The sequence below is a fragment of the Kiritimatiella glycovorans genome, assembly GCF_001017655.1.
Taxonomy (GTDB): domain Bacteria; phylum Verrucomicrobiota; class Kiritimatiellia; order Kiritimatiellales; family Kiritimatiellaceae; genus Kiritimatiella; species Kiritimatiella glycovorans.
On the sequence record NZ_CP010904.1, the window covers coordinates 1,174,885 to 1,199,665 of the forward strand.

Below are 24,781 nucleotides of genomic sequence, written 5' to 3' on the forward strand. Positions count from 1 at the left end.
CGCCCCTACTTCAAGCCGAATTCACGCAGTGCGGCCTCGAAGTCTTCCGGGATCGGGGCGCTGGTGCGCACCTCATTTCCGAGGCGGGGGTGAGGGAAGGACAGGCGGTAGGCGTGCAGCATCTGGCGCGGGAGCAGCGCCAGACGGTCGTCCGGGAACACATGGGCCGGGCAGGATTTGTCCCCGGCGACGGGATGTCCCTCACGACTCAGGTGCCGCCGGATCTGGTGGGTGCGTCCGGTCAGAATCCGGATTTCAAGGTAGCTCGCGCTGCGGTTCGCGTCCAGCCGGCGCAGATCCGTCAGGGCCTCCTGTCCGTCGACCGTACTCCGGATGCGGTCCTCCTTCCGGGGCCACCGCCCGGCGGCGATCGCCCGGTAGATTTTGGTCACGCGCCGGTCGCGAAACAGATCGATCGCCGCGCGCCGCGCTTCCGGATGTTTCGCGAAAAGCACACACCCCGTAGTGTCCCGGTCGAGCCGGTGCACCGCACGGAGGCTTTGTGCGCCCGACCGCCGACGCAGGAGCGCCTCCAGCGATGAGGGATCGCTCTCGGTCAACAGACCCGCGGATTTGTCGGCGACGAGATAATCCTCATCCTCGAACAGTACGCGAACGCCCCCCGCGGAAGGAGCGGGTTCGTGTACGGGTTTTTCGAGCGAGACGTCGACCACGTCCCCGGGATTGAGTTCGTGTTTCGCCATCCAGGTGCGACGCCGGTTCACGAACACGTTGCGGCGGTCCAGCAGGGCCTTGGCCTTCTTTTTCGAGAGGCCGAGCTGGCGCGCGAGGTAGTCGACGAGCGCAAGACGCCGCTCGCCGGGTTTCACATGGAGGGTGCGCGTTTTCAAGCCCGCATGTGGTCCGCGACGGCCTGAGCGAACTGGCTGCATTTCACCTTGGTGGCTCCCTCCATCGCCCGGGCGAAATCGTAGGTGACCGTCCGGTTGGCGAAGGTCCGCTCCATGCCCCGCGAGATGGCGTCGGCCGCCTCTTCCCATCCGAGATGGCGGAACATCATTTCGCCGGAGAGGACCAGGGAACTCGGGTTGACTTTGTCCTGGCCGGCGTACTTCGGGGCCGTCCCGTGCGTGGCCTCGAACAGCGCGTGCCCCGTCTCGTAATTGATGTTGGCGCCGGGGGCGATGCCGATGCCGCCGACACAGGCGGCCAGCGCGTCGGAGATGTAGTCGCCGTTGAGGTTCATCGTGGCGATGACCTCGTAGGCGTCGGGCCGGGTGAGGATCTGCTGCAGAAAGGCGTCGGCGATGACGTCCTTGATCACGATCTCTTCGCCCGTCTCGGGATGCGTCATCACGTGCCAGGGACCGCCGTCCAGCGGCTTCGCCCCGAACTCCTCCGCGGCGGTGCGGTAGCCCCAGTCGCGGAAGGCGCCTTCGGTGAACTTCATGATGTTGCCCTTGTGCACGAGGGTGACGGAGCTGCGGTGGCGCTCGATGGCATACTCGATCGCCGCGCGCACGAGCCGGCGGGTGCCGTCTTCAGACACGGGCTTGATCCCGATCCCCGAGCTTTCGGGGAAGCGGATCTGGGTGACGCCCATTTCCTCCTGCAGAAAGCGGATCACCTTCTCCGCCTCCGGCGTTTTCGCCTCCCACTCGACGCCGGCATAAATGTCCTCGGCGTTTTCACGGAAAATGACCATATCCGTCAGTTCAGGGCGTTTGACCGGACTCGGGACACCGGGGAAGTGGCGGACCGGGCGCAGGCATACGTAGAGATCCAGTTTCTGGCGCAGCGCCACGTTCAGGCTGCGGATGCCGCCGCCGACCGGTGTGGTGAGCGGCCCTTTGATGGCCACGTGCCAATCGCGGATGGCCTCGATCGTCTCCTGCGGAAGCCAGGTCTGGTCGCCGTAGACCCCGACGGCCTTTTCCCCGGCGTAAATCTCCATCCAGCTCACGGCGCGGTCTTCACCGTAGGCCTCTTTCACGGCGGCGTTCCATATGATCATCGCCGCGCGGGTGATGTCCGGACCGATGCCGTCGCCCTCGATAAAGGGAATGACCGGAACGTCCGGTACGTCGAGATGTCCGTCCTCGCGGACCTTGATGGGCTCGCCCTTCTCAGGAACCCGGATATGCTGATACGCCATGAACACGTCTCCTCACGTTTGGTTCGGCACTTTTATTCGTCATCGATAAGCCCATCATATTCTCCGTCCGGAAGAGGAATGTCAACCGCGACCCGTCGTTCGCCAGCAGTTCTCATTATGGCCGCATTCCGACCGCGGACGGCGTGGCAGCCGTCCCTCCCGATTCGATATCCGACGCCTTTTTGGGCATTGGGAGGGTCGGGTGCCACCCCGACCGAAAAGGGTGAAGCCATAATGAGAATCGCTGGTCGTTCGCGAGTCCTCCGCAGACAGGGTTCCGCAGCCTTCGCGTTGTCTCAGCCGGCATGATCTGACACACTGGCCGCAACGTTGTGATGGGAATGCGAAAGACCAACCTGGCCGGTTCGCTGATACTGCTGCTCGCCGGCGCGCCGCTGGTCGGCGCGTGGGCGGCGCCGCATGTCTATGCGTTTCTGCAGCGCTGGGCCCCGGAGGGTACGGTCTGGGATGCGGATTTCGACCGCGTCGTCTCCCGCTGCATCATGGGGTTCGCCCTTCTGCTGCTGGTGCCCTGTACGCGCATGGCCGGCTTCAGACGACCGGCGGATTTCGGGCTGGCCGCAAACCGGGAGCGGGCGCGGAGGAACGTCGCGACGGGGGCGGCGGCCGGCGCCGTGAGCATGATGGCCCTTTACGGGCTCGGCCTCGCGGCGGGGGCGTTCGTGATTGCATCGTCGGCGCTTTCTCCGGCCGGGTGGGTCGTGCATGCCGCTGAAATCGCGGCCGGGGCGATGCTGGTCGGCATACTGGAAGAGTTTCTGTTCCGGGGGTACCTGTACGGCGCCCTCCGGTCGATGGTCGGGATGAGGGCCGCGGTCATCTCCGCGGCCCTGATCTTCGCCGCCGTGCATTTCATCCGACCCGGGGAGGATGCGTCGGGCGGGTGGGGTGTGCTGTCCACTCTTTTCGGAGGCGTCGAAGACACGTTCGCGGCGGAGTTTACCACGCTCCTCCTGATGGGGGCCCTGCTGAGCCTCCTGTACGAGCTGACCGGCAGCTTGTACGCGGGTATCGGGCTTCATGCCGGATGGGTCTGCGCGATGCGGGTTTCAAAGACCCTGCTCGACCACGGGAGCGGGGACGGAGGATTCTGGTTCGGGCCCAGCGAGTGGCTGTCGAAAGACGCGGCGGGCGTCGCGGCGGCCGCCCTGTTTCTCGCCGCCCTGCTGGGCTTCCGCCTGTGGGCCGCCGCGCCTCTGCGACAGCGGGTCCGCGCGCGAGTGCCCGCCGGAATTTACAGTGAAGACCTCAGCGATCCGGGAACAGGGGAGGGCGAAAATGATCTATAAAACCTATGGAAACACCGGGAAGCGGATCTCCGTGCTCGCCGCGGGCGGGATGCGTCATGCCGTACCGGAAGATACCGAACGTTCGGCTGAAACGCTGCTGCGCGCCTATCAAGCCGGCGTGAACTATTTCGACACGGCCCCGGGCTACTGCGAAGACCGCAGCGAAACCATCACCGGACGCGCATTGCGTCAAATGAAGCCCGGCACTTATCACGTCGCCACCAAGAGCATGAAAAGCGACGGTTCGGAACTGCGCGAACAGCTCGAACGGTCGCTCGAACGACTGGGTGTCGACCGGATCGACTTCTTTCATATCTGGTGCCTGCTCGACCGGGAAAAATGGATCGAGCGCAAGCGCGGCAGAGCCGTGGACGCGGCCCTGCGCGCCAGAGAAGAGGGACTGATCGAGCACCTGTGCTTCTCCACGCACATGGGCCATCACGAAGCGGACGAGGTCATCGAAGAGGGAATCTTCGACGGGGTCCTGCTGGGCTACAACGCGCTCAATTTTCCGCTGAGAGAAGCCACGGTCCGCAAAGCGCAGGAGCGCGGTATGGGCGTGATGGCGATGAATCCGCTGGCGGGCGGACTGATTCCGGAGCATCCGGAATCGTTCGATTTTCTGCGCGATGGAGCGGACCCCGATGTGGTGACAGCGGCGCTGAGGTTCGTCTGTTCCGCGCCCGGGATCACGGGGGCGCTCGTCGGCTTCAGGGGGGCGGACGACGTGGATACCGCCGCGGCGGCGCTTGAGGATTTCCGTCCATATTCACAGGAGCACATGGACCGGCTGAAGGAGCGCATCCGCGATCGCTTCGAGGGGTTCTGCACGGGATGCGGCTACTGTCTTCCGTGCCCCTCCGGGGTGCCGATCCCCAAGCTGATGGACGCCGCCAACGTCCTTCAGCTCGAGAACCGTCCGGGAAAGGTGGTTCAGCGCCTGAGGATGCACTGGGGCCTCTCGCCGGAAGAGGCGGGGAAGTGCACACAGTGCGGTCAGTGTGAGCAGGCCTGTACCCAGCACCTGCCGATCATCGAACGGTTGAACGAGGTGGCGGATTTGAGTGAGAGCACTGAGTGAGTCTTGCGTCAAAATCGCGATCGTGGGGAGAGGATGGGATTTACCATGAAGGACATGAAGAGCACGCAGGTGGGTTGAGGCGGGTGTACCTAATTGGTTTTCGTACTCGTACGCGTACTCGGAGCGCCGAAGGCGCGATCCCGAGCCCCCGATTCGAGGAAATCGGGTACGGGTACGTTATGACGCGAGCGGATTTCCGGTCCAGCCGCCAGGGCCCCGGTGGTTCCTGATTTCTTGCTCAGGTTTCAGGCATCAGGTTTCTCGCTCAGCCTTATTCTCACATTTCCAGCAGTTCCTTCACATCATCCCAGTTCAGCGTCTCCCCGCTTTCCTCCTGCTGTTCGAGGGTCGCGTCGATAATCTTCTGCTTGCGCTCCTGCATGGCCAGGACCTTCTCTTCGACGCTGTTTTTCGTGATCAGTTTGACGTCGTAGACCGTGCGGGTCTGGCCGATGCGGTAGGCGCGATCGGTGGCTTGGTTTTCGACGGCGGGGTTCCACCAGGGATCGAAGTGAATGACCGTGTCGGCTCCGGTGAGATTGAGCCCCGTCCCTCCGGCCTTGAGGCTGATCAGGAAGACCGGGATCGAGCGGTCGGTATTGAAACGGCGAACGATCGTCATCCGATCCTTCGTGGAGCCGTCGAGATAACAGTATTCGAGCTTCCGGTCCTCCAGTTCCCGGCGCAGTATCGCGAGCATCGAGGTGAACTGGCTGAAGACGAGGACACGGTGTTCTCCGTCGAGCGCCTCGTCGAGCATCTCGAAGAAGAGATCCATTTTCCCGGAGGGTGCCTTCGCGTCGAGATTGCTGAGCTTGAGCAGATCGAGATGGCAGCAGGTCTGCCGGAGGCGCAGCAGCATCTGGAAGATCTGCATCCGGGACCGCTGGAACCCCTGGTCGGCCACGAGCTTTTCCGCCCGTTTTTTGGACTGCTCCAGGAGCTGTCGGTACACCACCTGCTGGTCCGGCGTGAAGTGGCAGTGCGCCACCTTCTGAATCTTGGGGGGCAGATCGGAGGCGACGTCACGCTTCATCCGGCGCAGCAGGAACGGGTGGATCTTGCGCCGCAGCCTGATCTGCGCCTCGTCCGCCTCGGCGCCGCCACGGGCGATCGGTTTTTCGAAGTCCTCGCGGAAGATTTTATGCGGGCCGAGGTAGCCGGGCATGAGGAAATCCATGATCGACCACAGGTCGGAGACGCTGTTCTCGAGCGGCGTGCCGGTGAGCACCAGGCGGTGGTGGGCGCGGATCTTTTTGGCGGCGATGGCGTTGCGCGTGTTGCGGTTCTTGATGTGCTGGGCCTCGTCGAGAATCGCAATCGAGAAGTCGTGCTCGAGATAGCGGTCGATATCGCGCCGCAGCAGGGCGTAGGAGGTAATGACGAGGTCATGATCCGTTAACGACGGAAAGCGATCGTGGCGCTCCGGACCGGTCAGGTTGAGCGGTTTCAGGTCCGGCGTGAACCGTTGCGCCTCCTCTTCCCAGTTCTCGACCAGGCTCGTAGGGCAGACCACCAGCGCCGGCCCGCCGCGGGCCTCCTCACGGTCCCGTTCCAGCCGCATCCAGGCGAGGGCCTCGACCGTTTTTCCGAGGCCCATCTCGTCGGCGAGGATGCCCGCGCAGCCGGTCTGTTCGAGGAAGCGCAGCCACGACACTCCGGTGCGCTGGTAATCGCGCAGCACCCCTTCGAGTTCCCCGGGCAGTTCGACCGGCTCCATGCGCACATCCCGGTTCTGCCGGCGCGCGCGGTCCAGCCAGTCGGGCGTCGACTGCACGCCGACGCCCTCCAGAGAATCGAGCGAGGACTGCACATAGCCGGTGTAAAGCCCGTCGAGACGGAACGTGCCCGGCCGATTGCCGTCGCGGGCGCGGCACTCCGAAAAGACGCCGTACATCGATTCGATCGCGTCGGCGTCGAGCAGAATGGTCTGGTCGCCGCGCTGGACGTAGGCCTCCCCCTTGCGCAGGGCCTCCTGGACCTCCGACGAGGAAATGCTCGCCCCGCGGTCGCCGGCGAATTCGATCCCGATTTCAAACCAGCCGCCGGAATCGTCGCGTATGTCGATCGAGGGCGTGACCCGTTCGGTCGTGTTCATGGTTTCGGACACCGGGCCCTCCAGTTCGATGCTCCAGCCCTTGCGCCGTATGTGGGGAAGGTCGCGCGCGAAGAAATTGAGCACTTCCCGGCGCCCTTCGATCGACCCCAGGCCGTCGCCGGCTTCTCCTTCGAAACCGAAGCCGGCGAGCAGGTCGAGCGCATCGCTCTCGCCGTGTTCGTTGCGCACCGTGTAGCGAAGCATGTCCTCGGGATCCGGATGCGCGAAGTGACCTTCCGGCGCGGCGCGGCCCGCCACGAGGCGGAGGTCGCCGTAGAGCGCGTAGAGCTTCGCGGTGACCGCTCCGGGGCTTCCTTTGACCACGAGATGGAACGCGGCGGCCTCGGGATCGAAGGTGAACTGATCCTCCGAGATATCCTCGATCACCGGAATGTGGTTTCTGAGCATCGGCAGTTCACGCCGGAAAAAGGCGGGCACCGACTCGCGCGGGATCCGGATCGGTTCTTTATAGATGGAATGCAGCGGTGGAGGGAGCACGTGGGAGAGCGGATGGAAACAGCCGCGGGCAAAGAGCCAGCCGCGCGTTCCCGAGATGATGTAGACCGGAATTTCGCTTTCCGCGCCCTCCGGCAGTTCGGCGTAGATCGAGACCTCCAGCTCGCCGCTGTGCGGATCGAGTCCGATGCGGAGCGAAGACGGTACGGGATCGCAGGCTCTGGTGATCCTGCCGTTGCCGCCCTCAAGCCTCAGCGGCGGATCGGTATCGAGTTCGAGCAGATTGATCAGGTCCGCGGCGCTGACCCCGATATCGCGCCGCGCCGGCCCTTCGCAGATGTCCTCGATCACGTAGAGCAGGTTCTGTTCGTCCCGGCTGAAGGCGAGGGGAGGGGAAGCGGGTATCTCCTCCGGGGCGCGGGGTGGGGCGTCCTCGATCGAGACCTCGCAGCGCAGGGGAATGGGGCCGTTGCGGTCCGGTGCGGTCCAGTTCCGCAACAGGGTGAGGTGCAGCCGGGCCCGGCGGGCACCGGGCGTGCCCGGGTCGACGCGGGGAAGGTAATCCTCTTCACTGTAGCGCGCCATGCGCTCGGCCCGCCGCTGCTCCTCCTCGGCCCGCCGCCGGCGGTCCGGATCCGAGTTCCGCCTCAGCAGGGCCAGCCCCAGTGCGATGACATGGGTGCAGATGACCCCCTGTTCCTGGTTGGCCCGGCAGGGACAGTGATTCTCGATCAGCCCGTCGGGCAGCAGTTCGAACTTGCACCGAAGTCCGCGCGAACCGATGCCCAGCACGCCGTAAACGTACGGCGGGTCGTAGTGGACCCGCTCGACGCGGTTGTTGTCGAAGAGCATCCAGGCGTCCCTGAACGTCCGGGGACCGGCCCACTCGCGCAGCATTTTCTGTGTGAAAGGCAGATTCATGGCGTTATACAATCAGGGCAGGTTACGAAATCGCGGGAGGGCCTCCCAGAATTAATTCATTAAAATAGGGGCGTCCCGCCCCCCTCGCGCTTGACAAATCAAGTCTTCAAACCGATGATCGCCGGCTATGAAATGGTTCCGCAAAAAGCGCGGGAATGACGGGGACGACCCGGATTCCCGATCAAAGGATGAGGCCGGTCAGAACCCGCAAGACGGGCTCTACGGGGGCGGCCCCAAGTACCGCACCCTTCAGGAGGAGATGACCGGACACAAGCGCAGGTCGTCGTACGAGCGTCGCGCCCATTCCCGTCACAGTAAGGAAAAGGTGGATCGCGACGAACAGGAGCGGAACGTGATCCCGCTGCTGTTCCTGTTTAAATGGGCCTGTCTCGCCGCCATCGTCATCGCGGGACTGTGGACGCTCAAATCCTACCTCGCCTCCGGGAACATGCGCCTGAGCGAAGAGCTGCAGGAGACGCAGGCTCAGCTCGAACGGCTGAAGAAGCGCAGCGCGGGCGAGGCCCCGGTCTTCGATATCTCGCGCACGGACCAGATGCCGTTCATGATCAAGAAGTGGAAGGATGCCGACGCGGCCACCCGATCCGCGGTGAACCTGCTCCGGTGGGAAGGTCGCAAGGAGGCGGAACAGCGGCTGCGCGACGCGCTGGAGGCGGACCCCGGACACCAGGAGGCGCGGGTCATGATGGCGCGGATGGCCATGCAGAACGAGGAGCACCTCCGTGCCGTGGACCTGCTGGTCCCGGCCCTGAACACCGATCCGGATCGGCGGGAACTGCGGCTCATGCTCGCGAGTGCGCTCGAGAACGCGCATGAATTCGAGGCTGCCCGGTACGTCGCCGAGTGGATAACCACGGATGAACCGCACAACATTGAGGCCCTGGAAATCGCGGCCCGCGTCCGCTTTCAACTCGGAGACCTGGACAAGGCGCTGGAGCACTACGAAACCATCCTGAAGGTCAATTCAGGCCATATCGAGGCCCTGAACGGCATGGCCAATATCTACTACCAGAAGGAAGAGTACAAAAAGGCGATCCCTCGCTATACGCGGCTGATGGAACTGCAGCCGGATGAATGGCGCCACTACTACCGCGCCGCCGTCTGTAATGCCCAGATGGAGAAACCGGTGCAGTCGGTCATCGCCCTCGAACTCGCTTCCTCCAACTTCGGCGATGCCCGGGTCATCGCATGGCTCGGCGTGGACGAGTTCAACCCGATCCGCGAAAGCCACCTGTTCCAGGGTTTCGCCCAGCGTATGGTCCAGGGCTCCAAGGCGGGCGAGATGGCTTCGGCCGAAGAGGCGCAGAAGAAAAAGAAGAAAGTCATCGAGACGCCCAAGTCGATGAAAGAACTGGAATTCGGCATGAAGGCCTTCGAGGATCAGCTGTTCGAAGAGACCGAATGATGAGTCTTCACGGCTTTTTATCGTAATCCGAAGTTATCATCAGCCTCTCCCCTTCCTGTGAATAACCTGTAAACGGCTTGTAATCCAGACCGTAAAGTCTTCCTCTCGAGCGAGTTAAACGCGGAAGACCCGAAACTCCGACCTCTCGGTTATTCACAAGTCTCACCCGTTCTGTGCGCAAAACCCTGAATTCATCGAAGTCGGTCCCCGCCTTTTCTACTCCTGATAGGATTATGAGCAGGATTGTGATTTCGAACCCGACCCATCACGCTGTCGCGCGAAGACCGCTGGCGGGTCTTACGATCAGTTTCATCTCCGGCCTCTGGCTGGCATCCGTCCTGACCGTGCCGATCTGCGTATGCTGCGTCGCAGGGGCGCTTCTGCTGCTGGCTGCGCTCAGACTGCCCGCCGCGGCGGCGAACGCCGCGCTGGCGCTGGCCGTGATCTGCGTCGCTATGGCGCGAGGCGGAATGGAGCGCGAGAATCGGCCGGAGTTGCTTCACGGTGCGTACTGGAGCAGGGGGCGCCGGGCAGAGCCCGGTCCGCCTGCGGCCGGAATCCGGGAGGGGGCGGCGGAAATACTCCGCCTCGGGCTGGAACCGCATCATGACGAACACGTGCTGCTGCAGGCCCTGCTTCTCGGCAAACGGGACGGGCTGGGACGCGATCGGCTGCGGGTGTATGAGAGGACGGGCACGAGGCATATCTTTGCCCTGTCGGGGCTGCATACGGGACTTCTCTCCCTGCTGTTCATCACGCTGCTGCGCAGCGCGGGGGTGGGGCGGAAGCACTGGATCTTCCTGCTCGCGCCTCTGCTCGCCGGGTTTCTCGCCGTCACGGGCGTGAGGCCCAGCGCCTCCCGGGCCGCGCTGATGGCCCTTCTGTACTGGGGCGCACCCGCCCTGCGGAGAAGACCGGATCCGTGGTCCGCGGTGGCCCTCGCGGCGATGATTGTGCTCATGGTCGATCCCGGACAGCTCGGTTCGCCGGGGTTCATCCTCTCGTTTGTGGCGGTGACCGGAATACTCGCGTGCACCGGAAGATTGAACGAAGCGTTCAGACGATCCGGCATCGCTGACTCATTCAGGTACGTGCCGGGCGCGGTCACGCTCCTGAGCGTGTCGCTTGGAGCCTGGATCGCGCTGGCTCCCTTCTGCGCAGCCTTTTTCGGTCGACTCTGTCCCGCGGCCCCGCTGATCAATACCTGCATCCTGCCCGTGATTACGCTCGTGGTACTCGCGGGGGTGTTATCGCTGACGCTGGGCTGGTTCTGGCCCCTGTGGGCGGAGGTGTACAATCACGCGGCCGGGGTGCTGATCGGCGCGGTGGACCACCTGCTCGCCCGGGCGGCGGAAATGCCCGGGATCTGCTGTGCGGTGGCTCCGCCGTCTGCGACGGATGCGCTGCTCTGGTATTCGGGCTGGGGGATGGCGCTTTTCGCATCCCGGCCCGCCGTGCGCAGGCAGGGGGCCGGTCTGGTCATGCTGGCCGTGGTTGCAACCGCGATACGCGGCCTCCTGGGTCGGATGGCGATTGCGTGATGAGCCGGACCTCAATCCTCCTGCATGGAGAGGTCGTTCATGTCCATCTGCGACAGGAGCTTCTGGAATTCCGTACTGTCGCGGATCACATCGAAGTCGTCCTTGGACATCCAGCCGAGGGCGTAACTGGAATCGACCAGCTGGATGCCGCGCTTGAGCGCGTCCACGGCCACGTTATGATTGCCAAGCTGGATCTCGACCTGCGCGCGGAGAAAATACAGAGGGGCCACTTCGGGAAGCTTCTCGTTCAACCCTCGCAAAATGGCGGCCGCCTTCTTCCAGCGCCCTTCGGAGGTCAGGTAAAGGGCATAAACCTGCGTGGTATCCAGATCGCCGGGATTCAACTGAAGGTAACGTTCAAAATAGGTGATGCTCTCCTCCGGCTGCTTCATCCGGCGGTACAGCAGCGCCAGGTTCTTATAGGACTCGGCGTAGTCCTTGCGGAGATCGAGCGCCTTCTTGAGATAGAACTCGGCCTTTTCATATTGGCCGGCCCCCATGCAGGCGGCCCCGATATTGTTGGCGAGCCGGTATGTGAGCTGCCCGGATTCGGCCGCGCGCTCAAAGGCCGTCACCGCCCGGTCGTAATCCCGCTGCTGCAGGTAGATGTTCCCCAGCGGCTGGTTGAGGCCCCGGAGTTCGGGAAAGATCTTCTGCGCCTTGCTGAAGTGCTCCTCGGCGGCCGCCGTCTTCTGCATCTGAAAGGCCTGTTCCCCCATGATGACATGATAGGCGGCGCGCTTGAGCCAGTGCACGTCGAAGGGGCAGTTCGTGCCGATCTCTTCGAACAGATTGAGATCGCTCTCGTAGTCGAGTACCCAGTCCGTGCCCAGCGACAGCCCGTAGCGCGGGACTTTGTTCTGCGGCGTGCGGAGCTGCGAGGCCCGGTAATCCGCGCTCTGCATCCGGTTCTGAAGGTAGTTGTCGATCAGCAGCCAGACGACGGCAACGATGAACGCAAAGACGACCAGACCGAGAAAGAACGACCAGAACCGGCTCTTGAGGTAATCCTTCCGCCACTGCTGGGGAAGTTCCCGGTCGCGCCCCGCGGACGGCGGACCCGGCTCATGCCCCGAACTGGCCCCCGAATAGATATCACCTTCTTTTTTCTGCATATCGAATCAGATCAACCGTTGGACAAGCGGACATGCGCGCAAACGGTCGCGCGGCATGGCCTCAATTCGTTCTCGATCGGTATTGCGTCACACTCACGATGAAATACTATGCCTCAGCAGGGGGGGGTATGCACAAGAAAAGACGTAAACTATTCATTCTTTCGGGACTGCTGCTGATCGGGGGGGGCACGAGTGCCGCGGAGGACCCCGGCCGAAGCGGGGACGATCGGCCGTACGGCCCCATGGCCAAGTTCACCGCGGTGCTCGAGCAGGTCAGACATCACTACGTAACCACCAACGAATTGCGGTACGAGGAACTGGTGACGCACGCCCTGGACGGGATGCTTCAGGCGCTGGACCCCTACAGCCGCTACATGGAGGACGACGAATACACCCGCATGAAAGACGACATGGAGGGCCGTTTCGGCGGGGTGGGGGTGGTGATCAGTTCGCGCGAGGGCATGCTGACGATCGTGGCCCCCATCGAGGATACCCCCGCGTTCGAGGCGGGTCTTCTGCCCGGCGACCGGATCGTGGCCATCGACGGGGACCCGGTTGAAGGGGTCTCTCTCGATGAGGCGTCCTCGCTGCTCCGGGGCGAGCCCGGAACCCCCGTGAAGCTCAAGGTGTATCGTCCGGAGAACGAAAGCCATCTCTCGATCGAGATCGTCCGCGACGAAATCGAAGTGAGCAGCGTCAAGGACGCGGCGATGGCGGAGGAGGGGATCGCCTACGTCCGCCTGACCCAGTTTGACGAACCGGCGGCGGAGCGGCTGCGGGAAGAACTGCGTACGCTTCGCGACGAGGGCATGAAGGCCCTGGTCCTCGATCTGCGCGGCAATCCCGGCGGATTGCTCCGCTCCGCGGTCACGGTGAGCGAACTTTTTCTGGACCGGGGCGATGACGTGGTGCGCGTCCGCGGCCGCCGCGAGGAAGAGGAGGAAACGTACCGGATCACGCGGCGGCCGGAGTATCCGGACATGCCGATGGCGGTATTGATCAACGGCGGGTCGGCGAGCGCTTCGGAAATCGTCGCCGGCGCGCTGCAGGATCACGACCGCGCCGTCCTCATCGGCGCTCCCAGCTTCGGGAAAGGTTCCGTGCAGTCCCTGCTCCCGCTCGATGACGGTTCGGCCCTGCGGCTTACCACGGCCCTGTACTATACGCCCTCCAACCGCTGCATCCATGAAGTCGGGTTGACGCCGGATATCGAGGTGCCCATGGAGGCCGGGACGTGGCGGCGGATAAGAATGGCGCACCTGCAGGAAGCGGAGGGAGGAGAACCGGACGCTCCCGCCGACCTTCAGATGGAACGCGCGCTGGGCGTGCTGAAGGGCATCCTCATCGACCGCGGGAGGGCGCACTGATCATGCGTATGCTGGCTATCGAGACCTCCTGCGACGAAACCGCGGCCTCCGTGGCCGCAACCGGGCCGCGCATCCTGTCCTCGGCCGTGTACTCCCAGATCGACCGCCACCGCCCGTACGGGGGGGTGGTGCCCGAGATCGCCTCCCGCGATCATCTCCGGAAACTGCCCTCGATCCTCGAACAGGCGCTCCGGGACGCGGACTGCGGGTGGGGGGATATCGATGCGCTGGCCGTAACGCGCGGGCCGGGTCTGGCGAGTTCACTGCTCGTGGGGCTGTCCGCGGCCTGGGGACTGAAGCTCCGGCTCGGTGTTCCGCTCTACGGCGTCAATCATCTCGAGGCCCACCTGCTGTCAACGTTCCTCCCTGAAAACGCGCCCGATCCGGAAGAGGCCTGCCCGATGCTCACCCTGCTGGTCTCCGGAGGCCACACCGCGCTGGTCCGTGTGGACGGGCCGGGGGCCTATCGCGTCCTGGGCCGGACGCTGGATGACGCGGCGGGCGAGGCGCTCGACAAGGGCGCCACGCTCATGGGGCTCGGGTATCCCGGAGGGCCCGCCATCGAGCGGGCGGCCCGGGGCGGGGACCCCCACGCACTGGCGTTTCCCCTGGGGCGGGGCGGGGAGCGATCTCAGCCCTCCGGTTCGCTGGACCCGCGCCTCTGTTTCAGTTTCAGCGGACTGAAGACTTCGCTCCTCTACCGGCTTCGGGACGATCCCGGACTGGCCCGCGGAGACGCATTGAAAGACCTCGCCGCCAGCTACGAATATGCGGTGTGCGAGGCGCTGGCGCTCCGGGTCGAGCGCGCCTGCCGCGAGCCCTCGATCCGGAGCCTCGCCTGCTCCGGCGGCGTCGCGCGCAACCGGCGCCTGCGGGCGCGCCTGGAACAGATCGCCGCCGAAGCAGGACGGCCCGTCTGTCACGCCCCTCCGGAATACTGCACGGATAACGCCGCCATGATCGCCGGCGCCGCGCTCAGCGGAATCGAACGCGACGCCGCCGTGCGGGATCCGCAGGATATCGATCCCGTTCTGGGCGTGGAATGATTGCGCATCCGGGATTCAGTTCGGCTGTAAAACAGAATTCCTGCCTTCACGCATGGGTTCAGTACGAGTACCGCTTCGCTGAGTACGAGTACGATTTTTTCCGGGTGTCCCCGTGTGGAACTCAGGTGCTCCCCGAATGAATGCTCATTCCCCGCGCGGTCTTTCGACTTGACCGCGGGTTAAGATTTGATGAAAGTCAGGAATTGATTTCAGTCGGCAAGGGAAGAGGATGGAACATGCTGAGCCGTCTATTCGGACTTTTTTCCAGTGACATCGGTATTGATCTGGGAACCGCGAACACCCTGGTCTATGTAAGGGACCGGGGTATTGTATTGCGGGAACCCTCGGTGGTGGCCGTGCAGGAGGGGACGAGCAGGGTCCTCGCGGTCGGCGACGAAGCCAAGCGCATGCTGGGGCGCACACCGGGGAGCATTGTGGCGATACGGCCGCTGAAGGCCGGGGTGATCGCGGATTTCGAGATCACCGAGGCCATGCTCAGGTACTTCATACGCAAGGTCCACAATCGCAGGCGGTGGATACGTCCCCGCGTGATTGTGGCCGTTCCCAGCGGTATTACGGAGGTTGAGAAACGCGCCGTCAAGGACTCCGCGCTCCACGCCGGAGCGCGCGATGTGTTCCTGATCGAAGAGACGATGGCGGCTGCGATAGGCGTGGGCCTGCCGGTGCAGGAACCGGCCGGGAATATGGTCGTGGATATCGGGGGAGGCACCACAGAGGTGGCCATGATCTCCCTGGCCGGGATCGTATTCAGCCGGAGTGTCCGCGTCGGCGGAGATGAGATGGATGAGGCGATCACGCAGTATCTGAAGCGGACTTATAACCTGCTCATCGGAGATCGAACGGCGGAAAACATTAAAATAACTCTGGGCTCGGCCATCCCGGCGGGCGACGAGAGTTCGATGGAAGTCAAGGGTCGCGACCTGGTGGCAGGTCTTCCCAAGACCCTGACGCTGAATTCGGAAGAAGTGCGCCAGGCCCTGCAGGAACCGGTATCGGCGATCGTCGATACGGTCCGGGTGGCCCTGGAACGATGTCTGCCCGAACTGTCGGCCGACCTGGTCGACCGCGGGATGGTGCTCGCCGGCGGCGGCTCCATGCTGCGCGGACTGGACAAGATGATTTCCGAAGAGACCGGCCTGCCGGTCCATATCGCCGAAGATCCCCTGAGCGCCGTGGCCGAGGGCACGGGAGTGGTGCTGCACGAACTGGATTTCCTGCGAAGGATGACCGGTTCGGATCAGCACCGCTGAGTCTGCCCACTCGGAACTGCCGGTACGTCCGCCCCTCCGTCTCCAGAACGGACAGGTTTGGATGAGGCGACGGCGAACGAAAGCAATGGGAATCGCGCTGCTGGCGGCCGCGCTGGCGGCGGGGCTCTGGCTGCTGCCCGCCCCGGCCGTACGGCCGCTCAAGGGCGCCGCCCGCCGTCTCGTCACGCCCGTCCAGTCCGTCCTGATCCGCGGCGCCGCCCGGGTCCGTGAGGGCTGGCGGACGGTGCGCGGCATGGGGGGGCTGGTCGAACGCTATCAGCAGCTCTCGGAAGAGATCGTGGAGCTGCAGACCGACCTGCGCGCCATGGAGACCCTGGAGCGCGAGAACCGGGAACTTCGCGAACAGCTCGCCTTCTTCCGGAGTACCGGGCGGCCGATGATCGCCTGCGAAGTCGTGGGCCGCGGAATCAGCGGCTGGTGGCGCACCCTGCGACTCAACCGCGGATCGCGCGACGGCGTCCGGCCGGGACGCGCCGTGGTCTCCCCCGACGGCCTGGTGGGCAGTACCGCAGAGGTGAACGCCATGTCCTGCGAAGTGCGGCTGCTCTCGGATCCCTCCTCCTGGATCTCCGCGCGCCTGGTTCGGGCGGGGTCGTACGGGGTCGTGAAAGGACGCGGCTCGGAAGGGGGGCGGCCCACCTGCAGGATCGAATTCATCAACAAGGACGTCGAGGTGCGGCGCGGCGACACGGTGGTGACCTCGGGGCTCGGGGGCATCTACCCCGAAGGGCTCGTGATCGGCTACGTGGAGGAGGTCCGCACCGATCGGTCGGGCCTGTACCAGTCGGCCGGCGTCGTACCTAAAGCGGATCTGGGCAGACTCCGCTTCGCCTTCGTCCTCGGCGCGAAAAAACCGCCGTCTCCGGAACCGCTGCAGGGAGGTGCCCCGTGAGACGTATCTGGCTCGTCCCCGCCGTATGGCTCGCCGCCGTGCTGGAGAGCGGCCTTCCCGTTATGGGCGTGTTCCCCGAATGGCGGGTGCCGCTGCTCTGGGGGTTGACCGCGGCCGCCGCGCTGACATGGCCGCTGAAGCCGCTGCTCGCCCTGGCGGCCGTGACGGGGCTGCTTCGCGATACGCTTGATCTGGGTCCGCCCGGAGGTTCGGTCGCGGGATTCGTGATCGCCGCCCTGCTGATCTGGCGTATCCGACGTCATACGCTGACCGAGCAGTTCGTCACCCAGATGGTGTGCGGCGCCCTGGGGGTCGTGCTCGCCGGAATGGTTTACGTGATCTGGCAGGCCGGCGCAGGCGACATGGTGCTCATGCGGCGCGCCTGGCTGCAGCTGGGCCGTGCCGCGCTGGCGGGCGCCCTCGTCGTCCCCATCCTGTTCCGTATCATGCGCCCTGCGCGCGGTGCACTTCCGGGAGAGGGGTCATGAAAATGCGCCTGCGGACAGGCGGTCCCGCCGGACCGCTCCGGTTATACCTCGTAGGCGCGGCGATGGGCCTCGGACTGCTCGTGCTGGCCGTGCAGCTCTTCCGGCTGCAGGTGCACCGCAGCGGGCATTACCGGGACCGCATGGAGCGTCAGAGCCTGCGGCGCATCCGCATGCCCGGCCTGCGCGGAAGGATCAGCGACCGCCACGGCGCACCCCTGGCCGACAACCGCGCGGTCTATCACCTCGCGCTCTACCCGGAGGAGATCCGCCAGATCAGCGGCCGGCGCGACGTGGTCGAGGCCTCCATGGAGCGGATCGCACGGATCGGAACCATCCTCGGACGGCCCGCGCAGGTGGACGAGGAGGATCTGCGCACCCACCTCTACAAACGCCGCCCGCTCCCGCTGATCGTCTGGCGCGATCTCGACGCGGCGGCCGTGGCGCACTGGTCGGAACAGGTCGCCGATAAGCGCGGCATGGGACTCTACCCGGTCGCCTGGCGCCGCTATCCCGCGCATGACGTGGCCGCGCACCTGATCGGGTACGTGGGACGGGCCGATCCGCCCGCGGACGGCGAGAACCCCTACGATTACTACCTCCCGGAGATGGAGGGGCGGCGGGGCATCGAGGCGACCTGCGACGAATTGCTGCAGGGCGCGGCCGGCGGGAAACTGGTGCGCATCGAAGTCTCGGGATACCGCCACGAAGTGGTCGCCGAACGACCGCCGCTGCGGGGGGGGGACGTGCGCCTGGCGATCGACATCGACATTCAGCGGGCCGCGCACGAGGCCCTCGGTGCGATCCCCGGCGCGGTCGTGGTGGCCGATCCGCGCAACGGCGACATCCTGGCGATGGCCAGTGCGCCGGGATTCGACCTGAACGACTTCATTCCCGCCATTCCCGCGGACCTGTGGGCGTCGCTGCGCAAGAATCCCGACCGGCCGCTGGTGAACCGGGCCGTCGCCGGAGCCTATCCGCCCGGCAGCACCTTCAAACCCGTCGTCGCCCTCGCGGCCATGCAGCGCCGGCCGTCGCTGGCGCGGGAGATCTACGACTGCCCGGGCTACCTGAAGCTGGGGCGCGCCGTGTTCCACTGCTGGAAGCGCGGGGGACACGGCCGCCTCAGCCTGCGGCAGGCGATCGAGCATTCCTGCAATGTGTATTTTTTCCGGCTCGGCATGGAGGTCGGGCCGGAGGTGATCGCCGCCAATGCACGGGCCCTCGGACTCGGCGAGCGAACGGGGATCGAACTGCGCGCCGAAAGCCCGGGACTGGTTCCCGATCCGGAATGGAAGCGCGAACGGTACGGCGCGCCGTGGACGAAGGGCGACACCTGCAACTACGCCATCGGGCAGGGGTTCCTGCTGACGACCCCGCTCCAGATGGCGATGGTCGCCTCGGCCCTCGCCAACGGAGGCACGGTCTACGAGCCGCGCCTGGTGCTGGGGCGCCGTCCCGCCGACGCCCGCGACTTCGACCCGGAGCCCGTCCGCCGGGTGGGCACGATGAACTGGCTCGAACTGCCGCTCGACCTGGTACGCGCGGGCATGCGCGATGTCATCATGTCGCCGCGCGGCACCGGGAAGCGCGCGCGCGTCGACGGCCTCGTCTATGCCGGCAAGACGGGCACGGCGGAATACGGTCGTAAGGAGGAAGGAAAAAAGAGGGGCTGGATGATCGCCTTCGCCCCCTACGAACAGCCGCGCTACGCCGTCGCGTTCGTGGTCGACGATGCGGACTCCGGCGGACGGACCGTCGGGCCGAAGATGCGGATGCTGATGGAGCACCTTTTCAACGGACCGGAGACCGGCGGGGAGGCGCACGATGCGTAAAGCCTCCATCCCGGGCCGCCTCGCCGCGCTGGACTGGATCGGCGCGTGCGCGATCCTGCTGCTGATGGCGGCGGGATGCCTGTTCATCTACAGCGCGTCCGACGCGCTGGGCAGCGCTTCGCTGTTCCGGCGCCAGCTGATGTGGTGCGTGATCGGTCTCGTCTGCTTTGCGGGGGTGGCCCTGATCGATTACCGCATGCTGCGCAAGTACGCCGCCCCCGTCTACCTCGCGGCGCTGGCCGCGCTCGTGCTGGTGCTCTTCGTCGGAAAGTCCGTCTACGGCGCGAACCGCTGGATCTCGATCGCCGGAGTCCAGATCCAGCCCTCCGAACCGGCCAAGCTCGCGCTCGTGCTGACCCTCGCCGCGTGGCTCAGCGATCCCGGCCGCGACCCCGAATCCCCGTGGACGCTCTGGGGCGCGCTCGCACTCACGGCGCCGCCGTTTCTGCTCGTCGCGCTGGAACCCGATCTCGGGACGGCGATGGTCTTCGCCCCGCTCTGCCTGGCCATGGCCTTCGCCGGCGGCGCGCGGCTCCGCGACTGGACGGGACTGGTGCTCTTCGGCCTCGCCGCCGTGGCGGGACTGGTCCTCTGGCTGAAATTTTTCCCGGACCAGTGCCCCTTTCTCACGGAGTACCAGACGAACCGTATTCTCGTGTTCGTCGACCCCGGCCGCGACCCCCTGGGCGCGGGCTGGAACAAGCTGCAGTCGGAAATCGCCGTCGGCTCCGGCGGCTGGTTCGGTAAAGGCTATATGCAGGGGACCCAGAACGTGCTGGGGTTTCTGCCGAAAACCGTCGCGCCCACCGACTTCATCTTTTCGGTGCTGGCCGAGGAGTCGGGGTTTGCCGGGGCGCTGATCGTGATCGGACTGTACGGCGTCCTGCTGGCGCGCTGCGGCCGCGCCGCGCTGCGCGCCCGCGACGCGTTCGGACGCCATCTCGCGACGGGGGTGACCGTGCTGCTGTTCACCCATGTGTTCGTCAATATCGGGATGACCGTGGGGCTGATGCCGATCACGGGTCTCCCGCTGCCGCTGCTGAGTTACGGAGGAAGTTTTATGGTGAGTACGATGATGGCCCTCGGGCTGGTGCAGAGCGTCTACGTGAGACGCCGGCGCAGGGCGTGAATGTGAGCGATACAAGGAAAGGAAGAGTCATGCTGAAGAAGATATCCAAAAAAATAGCCGGGGATCGTAGAATGCCGAGAGAAGTTGTCATCAATGTGGAGAAACTGGAGACACGCGTCGCCGTGCTCGAAGAAGGCCAGCTCGAGGATTTTCATATCGAGCGGTCGGAGACCGAGCGACTGGTCGGCAGCATCTTCAAGGGGAAAATCCAGAACCTTGAGGACGGGCTGCAGGCGGCGTTTGTCGATATCGGTCTCAAAAAGAACGCCTTCATCCATTACTGGGACATGATCCCCGAAGATGCGGCCCGCCTCGAACGGGCCGACGGGGGCGGGCGCGGACGCGGCGGGGGACGCCGGAAGAAGTACAAGCCCGGCGAGATGCAGAAAATCCATCCGGTAGGGTCCGAGATCGTGGTGCAGGTCACCAAGGACGCCATCGGCACCAAGGGGCCGCGCGTCACCGCCAACCTCAGTGTCCCCGGCCGCTACCTCGTCATGATGCCCGGCAGCAGCCTGAAAGGCATCTCGCGCAAGATCGACGACTCGAAGGAAAGGGCCCGGCTGAAGAAGATCCTCGCCCGGCTGCCGCTCCCCGAGGACGTCGGCGTGATCGTACGCACGGCCGGGCTGGGCACCCGCAAGACCTCGTTCGTGCGCGATGTGCGCACGCTGCTGGAAATATGGACGGAGATCGAGAAGGGAATCCGGGAGCATCCCGCCCCCTGCCGACTCTACCAGGAACCCAACCTCGCCGAGCGTACCGTGCGCGACCTGCTTACGGAGGACATCGACCGCATCTATATCGATGACCGGCACGAATACGAACAGCTGCGTCAGCTCGTGGCGCGCTTTTCGCGCCGCGCCAAAGGCAAAGTGCAACTCTACGAGGGATCGGCGCCGGTCTTCGACTACTTCGAGGTCGAAAAGCAGATCGAGAACGTCTTCAAAAAACGGGTCTGGCTGAAGTCGGGGGGATACCTCATCTTCGACGAAACCGAGGCGCTGGTGGCGATTGATGTGAATACCGGCCGGCACAAGGGTTCAAAGACACAGGCCGAATCGATCCTCGAGGTCAATAAGGAGGCGGCCCAGGAGGTCAGCCGCCAGGTGAGGCTGCGCAATATCGGGGGGCTGCTGGTGGTCGATTTCATCGACATGAAGAGCAAAAAGGACCAGCAGGCGGTCTACCGGATGCTGAAGGAGGGCCTGAAAAAGGATAAGGCCCGCACCAACGTCCTGCCGATTTCACAGCTCGGACTGCTCGAGATGACGCGTCAGCGGGTTGAGGAGAGCGTGCGCGACACGACGCGGACGGACTGCGCCTACTGCGAAGGACGCGGAAAGGTCAAATCGCCGCTGAGCATGAGCGTCGAGATCCAGCGCCGGATCAGCGCGATCCTGCGCGACAAGCGCGTCTCCCATAACCTCAAGGTGAAGGTCAATCCGAGTATCCTCGACCGTTTCCGGAAAGAGGACGAAGAGGACCTGCTCGATCTCGAGCACCGGTTTAACGGACACCTGACCTTCGTTTCGGACCCCCACCTCCACATGGAGGACTTCATGATCACCAGAGAAGACGACGGCGAAGTGCTGTTCCGGGCGCACGAAGGGTAGGGGAACACCATATCGGGATTCACCATGAAGGCCATGAAGAGCATGAAGGCTGGTTGAGGGGGGTGAACATAATTCGTACTCTTACTCGCGAAAATTAGCGTGTCGGGGCCGGCCCGGCGGGCACGGTCTTTTCATATGGGCGGCGATTCCGAGCTTCGGGGGGCGCTGGAATGAGTGCCGGACTACTATGACTGACAAGATAAAGGGCTCGAGGAAGCGGTTCGATTACGTGTATCCGAGTAAGTGTTGCGGTGAAGAAAGCGGTTAAGGGTTCGTGGAAGTGTATGGAGGGCGCAGTCCACACTTCAGCGGACCCTTCGTCGCCCCCTTAACCGCCACCTTTACTCGGATACGCTTAATCGATCCGTCGTACTTCTGACACGGTCTTTTCAAAATTTGGGGGCACCCATTAGAGGTTCCGGTCAAACACAAAAGTCCCCTTCGTGCCGCTGATCAAGCGGCTTCCCTTCATGCCTTGTTTTGATCGGATTCAACCGTCGCCTCAACCGTTGCGTTCCGTACCGTGGTTTTCGTTTGCGGTTGTTTCAGTCACCCATCTGGTTTTTAGGTGAGGGCGAATCTTTTCCAGATCCATGGCCGCCACCCGTTCTCGTATTGGAGCCAGAAAACCGTTTGTTCCCGCTCGTTGCCTATTCAGTCACCGTGGTTCATCTGCACGCAGACTTCCAGACCCTTGAAGGCTGACGACAGGACAGACCGCAAAAGCTGAAGCGATGCCGCCGGTTCCAATCAGTCCGCTGATTTAAGCAGACCCCTAGCCGGTTCCCGGCAGCATCGGGTTTTAAAACAACATTCCCATTACATATTCCTCCCCGTTCATGACATGCCAAACGGCTTTGGACAATTTTGCCGCCAAGGCCTTCTTCGCCACAATCGCGTTGCGCTTTTTCTTCTTCCGGTCATACCAGGATTGAATCTCCGGATAAAAGCGCGGAGCGAAGCTCGCGGCTTCAACGAAAGCCCATGCGAGAAACGGATTGCCGTTGCGCTTATTGTTCTCACCTTTCTTCCTGCTGTTGGAACTTCGCTCACTTTTGACGGCGCGGCAGTAGGAGGCGTAGCATCCCGCGTTCGGGAAGCGGGCGAAGTTGCCGCTTTCAAGCACGATGGTCATCCCAAGCGCCTTCCCGATGCCCGGCACGGTCTGAACCTGTTCAAACGATGGGTTGGGCTCAATAAACCCCAGCACCGCTGATTCGATCTGTCCGGCCAGCCGCTCACTGCACTGGACCGCCTCAAGCAACGTGCGGAGTTGAAGCTGTACGAACGGATCAAGGCCCGTCGCCTCGACATCCGCCTGCGTCCACTGCTGAAGAGCACGCGATCCCGGCGCCTTGAATCCGTAACGCTCCAGCAGGCTTTGCAGGCTGAGCATAACCTGGGTGCGCCGCCTGACAAACAGCTGTCGGCGTCGAAGCGCGTCGCGAATCGAACGAACCTCCTTCGGATAAATGTAGCTCTCCGGGAAAATATCCAATCGGAGCAGTTCGGCCAGCCAACGAGCATCCGATGCGTCATCGGCATGTTTCAACCCCTTGTACTGTTTCATCTTCGCCGGATTCCCCAATCGCACGTCCCGGTTCTGCTCACGCAAGCCGTCCACCAGCCAGTACCAGTTGAACGTGGACTCAATCCCCATCGCCTGAACCTGCGGCCAGTAGGGATCCATCGCCTCATTGACTGCATCGAGCGTGGTTCGTACCCGCCGCCGGAAGACTTCCGTGCCTTCCCGGTCGCAAATCGAGAGAAAAACATTGTTTCCATGCAGGTCGGCTCCTGCGTACAATTCCTTTGCGCTGGTCGTTTGCATATCCGGTACTCCTTTCGTTTTTGCTTAAACAAAGAGTACGTTGCATTCGACCAGCGTCTATTTCAAAGAACCTCTATATGGTTATCAGTCCGCCTAAATCATTTTGTGTTCGGCCCGAAAACATTGACCCGAACGCCATGACATGAAAAGACCGTGCCCCGGCGGCCGGCCGCTGCGAATAGGCTGGCCCGAAGGATTCCGGCGAGCTATAATCCGTATCTTTGCATCGAAGGAAGGAAGAGCGCATGGAGGGCGATACCGCCGCAATAGGAAACCGCCTCAAAGAGGTGCGCGAGGCCATGGCGTCCGTGGTGGTCGGTCAGCAGGCCCTGATCGAACGGATGCTGATGGCCCTGCTCTGCAACGGCCACGTCCTGCTCGAGGGCGTGCCCGGCGTGGCCAAAACGCTGATCGTCAAGTCGCTCGCCTCCGCCCTCGGTGCGGATTTCAGCCGCATCCAGTTCACACCGGACCTGCTGCCGGGCGACGTGATCGGCACCCGGATCTATCATCACCGCACGGGATCGTTCGAAACGGAACGGGGGCCGGTCTTCGCCAACCTCGTGCTGGCGGACGAGATCAACCGCGCCCCGGCCAAGGTCCAGAGCGCACTGCTCGAGGCCATGCAGGAACGACAGGTGACGCTGGGACACGATACGCACCGGCTCCCCGATCCTTTCATGGTGCTCGCCACCCAGAACCCCATCGAACAGGAAGGCACCTACAGCCTGCCCGAGGCCCAGGTGGACCGTTTTATGGCCAAGCTGCTGGTGGACTACCCCGCGCCCGATGAAGAGCAGACCATCCTGCGCCGCATGGCCCGTCCCGCCCCGTCCATGCACGTCGAGCCGGTGGCCTCGCTGGAGGAGATCAGGCAGATGCGCGCAGCCCTCGAACAGATCTTCATGGCCCCGGAAATCGAGCAGTATATCCTCCGGCTGGTCGCCGCCACGCGCGTGCCCGCCTCCTGCGGCCTCGAGGAACTCCAACCCTATATCCGGTTCGGGGCGTCGCCGCGCGCCACCATCTATCTCGCCCTGTTCGCCCGGGCGCACGCCCTGGTCCGCGAGAGGGATTACGTGGTGCCGGACGACGTCAAGGCGGTGCTGCATGATGTGACCCGCCACCGGGTCGCCATCAGCTACCGCGCCGAGGCGGAAGGACTGAACTCAGAGCGCCTGCTGGATCGTATCGTCGAGCAGGTGCCCGTCAACGGGACCTAGGACC

The 24,781-nt window shown here is 64.0% G+C and carries 18 protein-coding genes; 13 read left to right on the forward strand and 5 right to left on the reverse strand.

The window, feature by feature from the left end; translation table 11 throughout:
• Positions 1-5: 5 nt before the first annotated feature.
• Together L21SP4_RS04850 and icd are read right to left on the reverse strand one after the other, a co-directional pair.
• Positions 6-851 (reverse strand): RluA family pseudouridine synthase, encoded by an 846-nt coding sequence (locus tag L21SP4_RS04850; RefSeq protein WP_052881602.1) that lies wholly within the window; start codon positions 849-851, stop codon positions 6-8.
• A complete protein-coding gene (gene icd / locus L21SP4_RS04855; RefSeq protein ID WP_052881603.1) occupies positions 848-2,116 on the reverse strand; it encodes an NADP-dependent isocitrate dehydrogenase in 1,269 nt (422 codons plus the stop codon). Before icd ends, L21SP4_RS04850 begins: the two co-directional genes overlap by 4 nt.
• Before the next feature lie 341 nt (positions 2,117-2,457).
• Between icd and L21SP4_RS04860 the strand changes: the two genes are divergently transcribed.
• Positions 2,458-3,426 carry a CPBP family intramembrane glutamic endopeptidase gene (locus L21SP4_RS04860; protein WP_160300683.1) on the forward strand — a complete coding sequence of 323 codons (969 nt, stop codon included), beginning with the start codon at positions 2,458-2,460 and terminating at the stop codon, positions 3,424-3,426.
• Positions 3,416-4,507, forward strand: coding sequence for an aldo/keto reductase (locus L21SP4_RS04865; RefSeq protein ID WP_052881605.1), 1,092 nt, complete (start codon positions 3,416-3,418; stop codon positions 4,505-4,507). The genes L21SP4_RS04860 and L21SP4_RS04865 overlap by 11 nt, the downstream gene beginning before the upstream one ends.
• A 277-nt stretch (positions 4,508-4,784) precedes the next feature.
• Here the strand turns inward: L21SP4_RS04865 and L21SP4_RS04870 are convergent, their stop codons facing one another.
• A complete protein-coding gene (locus tag L21SP4_RS04870; protein ID WP_052881606.1) occupies positions 4,785-7,982 on the reverse strand; it encodes a DEAD/DEAH box helicase in 3,198 nt (1,065 codons plus the stop codon).
• 127 nt (positions 7,983-8,109) lie between these two features.
• Here L21SP4_RS04870 and L21SP4_RS04875 point away from each other — a divergent pair, with 127 nt between their 5' ends.
• Together L21SP4_RS04875 and L21SP4_RS04880 are read left to right on the forward strand one after the other, a co-directional pair.
• On the forward strand, positions 8,110-9,405 hold the full coding sequence (locus L21SP4_RS04875; protein WP_052881607.1) for a tetratricopeptide repeat protein: 1,296 nt from the start codon (positions 8,110-8,112) through the stop codon (positions 9,403-9,405).
• 233 nt (positions 9,406-9,638) lie between these two features.
• Positions 9,639-10,946: a ComEC/Rec2 family competence protein gene (locus L21SP4_RS04880; RefSeq protein ID WP_052881608.1), complete on the forward strand. Its 1,308-nt coding sequence runs from the start codon at positions 9,639-9,641 to the stop codon at positions 10,944-10,946.
• Between the two features lie 11 nt (positions 10,947-10,957).
• Here the strand turns inward: L21SP4_RS04880 and L21SP4_RS04885 are convergent, their stop codons facing one another.
• Positions 10,958-12,061 carry a tetratricopeptide repeat protein gene (locus L21SP4_RS04885; protein ID WP_052881609.1) on the reverse strand — a complete coding sequence of 368 codons (1,104 nt, stop codon included), beginning with the start codon at positions 12,059-12,061 and terminating at the stop codon, positions 10,958-10,960.
• A gap of 128 nt (positions 12,062-12,189) precedes the next feature.
• Between L21SP4_RS04885 and L21SP4_RS04890 the strand changes: the two genes are divergently transcribed.
• The 8 genes from L21SP4_RS04890 (at position 12,190) to L21SP4_RS04925 (ending at position 21,723) form a co-directional block, all read left to right on the forward strand.
• A complete protein-coding gene (locus L21SP4_RS04890; protein ID WP_052881610.1) occupies positions 12,190-13,428 on the forward strand; it encodes a S41 family peptidase in 1,239 nt (412 codons plus the stop codon).
• Positions 13,428-14,474 carry a tRNA (adenosine(37)-N6)-threonylcarbamoyltransferase complex transferase subunit TsaD gene (gene tsaD / locus L21SP4_RS04895; protein WP_417999894.1) on the forward strand — a complete coding sequence of 349 codons (1,047 nt, stop codon included), beginning with the start codon at positions 13,428-13,430 and terminating at the stop codon, positions 14,472-14,474. The genes L21SP4_RS04890 and tsaD overlap by 1 nt, the downstream gene beginning before the upstream one ends.
• 236 nt (positions 14,475-14,710) lie before the next feature.
• A complete protein-coding gene (locus tag L21SP4_RS04900) occupies positions 14,711-15,745 on the forward strand; it encodes a rod shape-determining protein (protein WP_052881612.1) in 1,035 nt (344 codons plus the stop codon).
• Between the two features lie 61 nt (positions 15,746-15,806).
• The gene (gene mreC, locus L21SP4_RS04905; protein WP_082116541.1) at positions 15,807-16,658 is read left to right on the forward strand and encodes a rod shape-determining protein MreC; all 852 of its coding nucleotides are present in this window, start codon (positions 15,807-15,809) and stop codon (positions 16,656-16,658) included.
• Positions 16,655-17,146, forward strand: coding sequence for a hypothetical protein (locus L21SP4_RS04910; RefSeq protein ID WP_052881614.1), 492 nt, complete (start codon positions 16,655-16,657; stop codon positions 17,144-17,146). Before mreC ends, L21SP4_RS04910 begins: the two co-directional genes overlap by 4 nt.
• Positions 17,143-18,978 (forward strand): penicillin-binding protein 2, encoded by a 1,836-nt coding sequence (mrdA, locus tag L21SP4_RS04915; RefSeq protein ID WP_052881615.1) that lies wholly within the window; start codon positions 17,143-17,145, stop codon positions 18,976-18,978. The genes L21SP4_RS04910 and mrdA overlap by 4 nt, the downstream gene beginning before the upstream one ends.
• A complete protein-coding gene (gene rodA / locus L21SP4_RS04920) occupies positions 18,971-20,107 on the forward strand; it encodes a rod shape-determining protein RodA (RefSeq protein ID WP_052881616.1) in 1,137 nt (378 codons plus the stop codon). Before mrdA ends, rodA begins: the two co-directional genes overlap by 8 nt.
• Before the next feature lie 71 nt (positions 20,108-20,178).
• Positions 20,179-21,723: an Rne/Rng family ribonuclease gene (locus L21SP4_RS04925; protein ID WP_201774689.1), complete on the forward strand. Its 1,545-nt coding sequence runs from the start codon at positions 20,179-20,181 to the stop codon at positions 21,721-21,723.
• 802 nt (positions 21,724-22,525) lie between these two features.
• Here L21SP4_RS04925 and L21SP4_RS04930 read toward each other — a convergent pair.
• Complete coding sequence (locus L21SP4_RS04930) at positions 22,526-23,554, reverse strand: IS110 family RNA-guided transposase (RefSeq protein ID WP_052881618.1); 1,029 nt, start codon at positions 23,552-23,554, stop codon at positions 22,526-22,528.
• A gap of 245 nt (positions 23,555-23,799) precedes the next feature.
• Here L21SP4_RS04930 and L21SP4_RS04935 point away from each other — a divergent pair, with 245 nt between their 5' ends.
• Positions 23,800-24,777 carry an AAA family ATPase gene (locus L21SP4_RS04935; RefSeq protein WP_052881619.1) on the forward strand — a complete coding sequence of 326 codons (978 nt, stop codon included), beginning with the start codon at positions 23,800-23,802 and terminating at the stop codon, positions 24,775-24,777.
• Positions 24,778-24,781 lie beyond the last annotated feature (4 nt).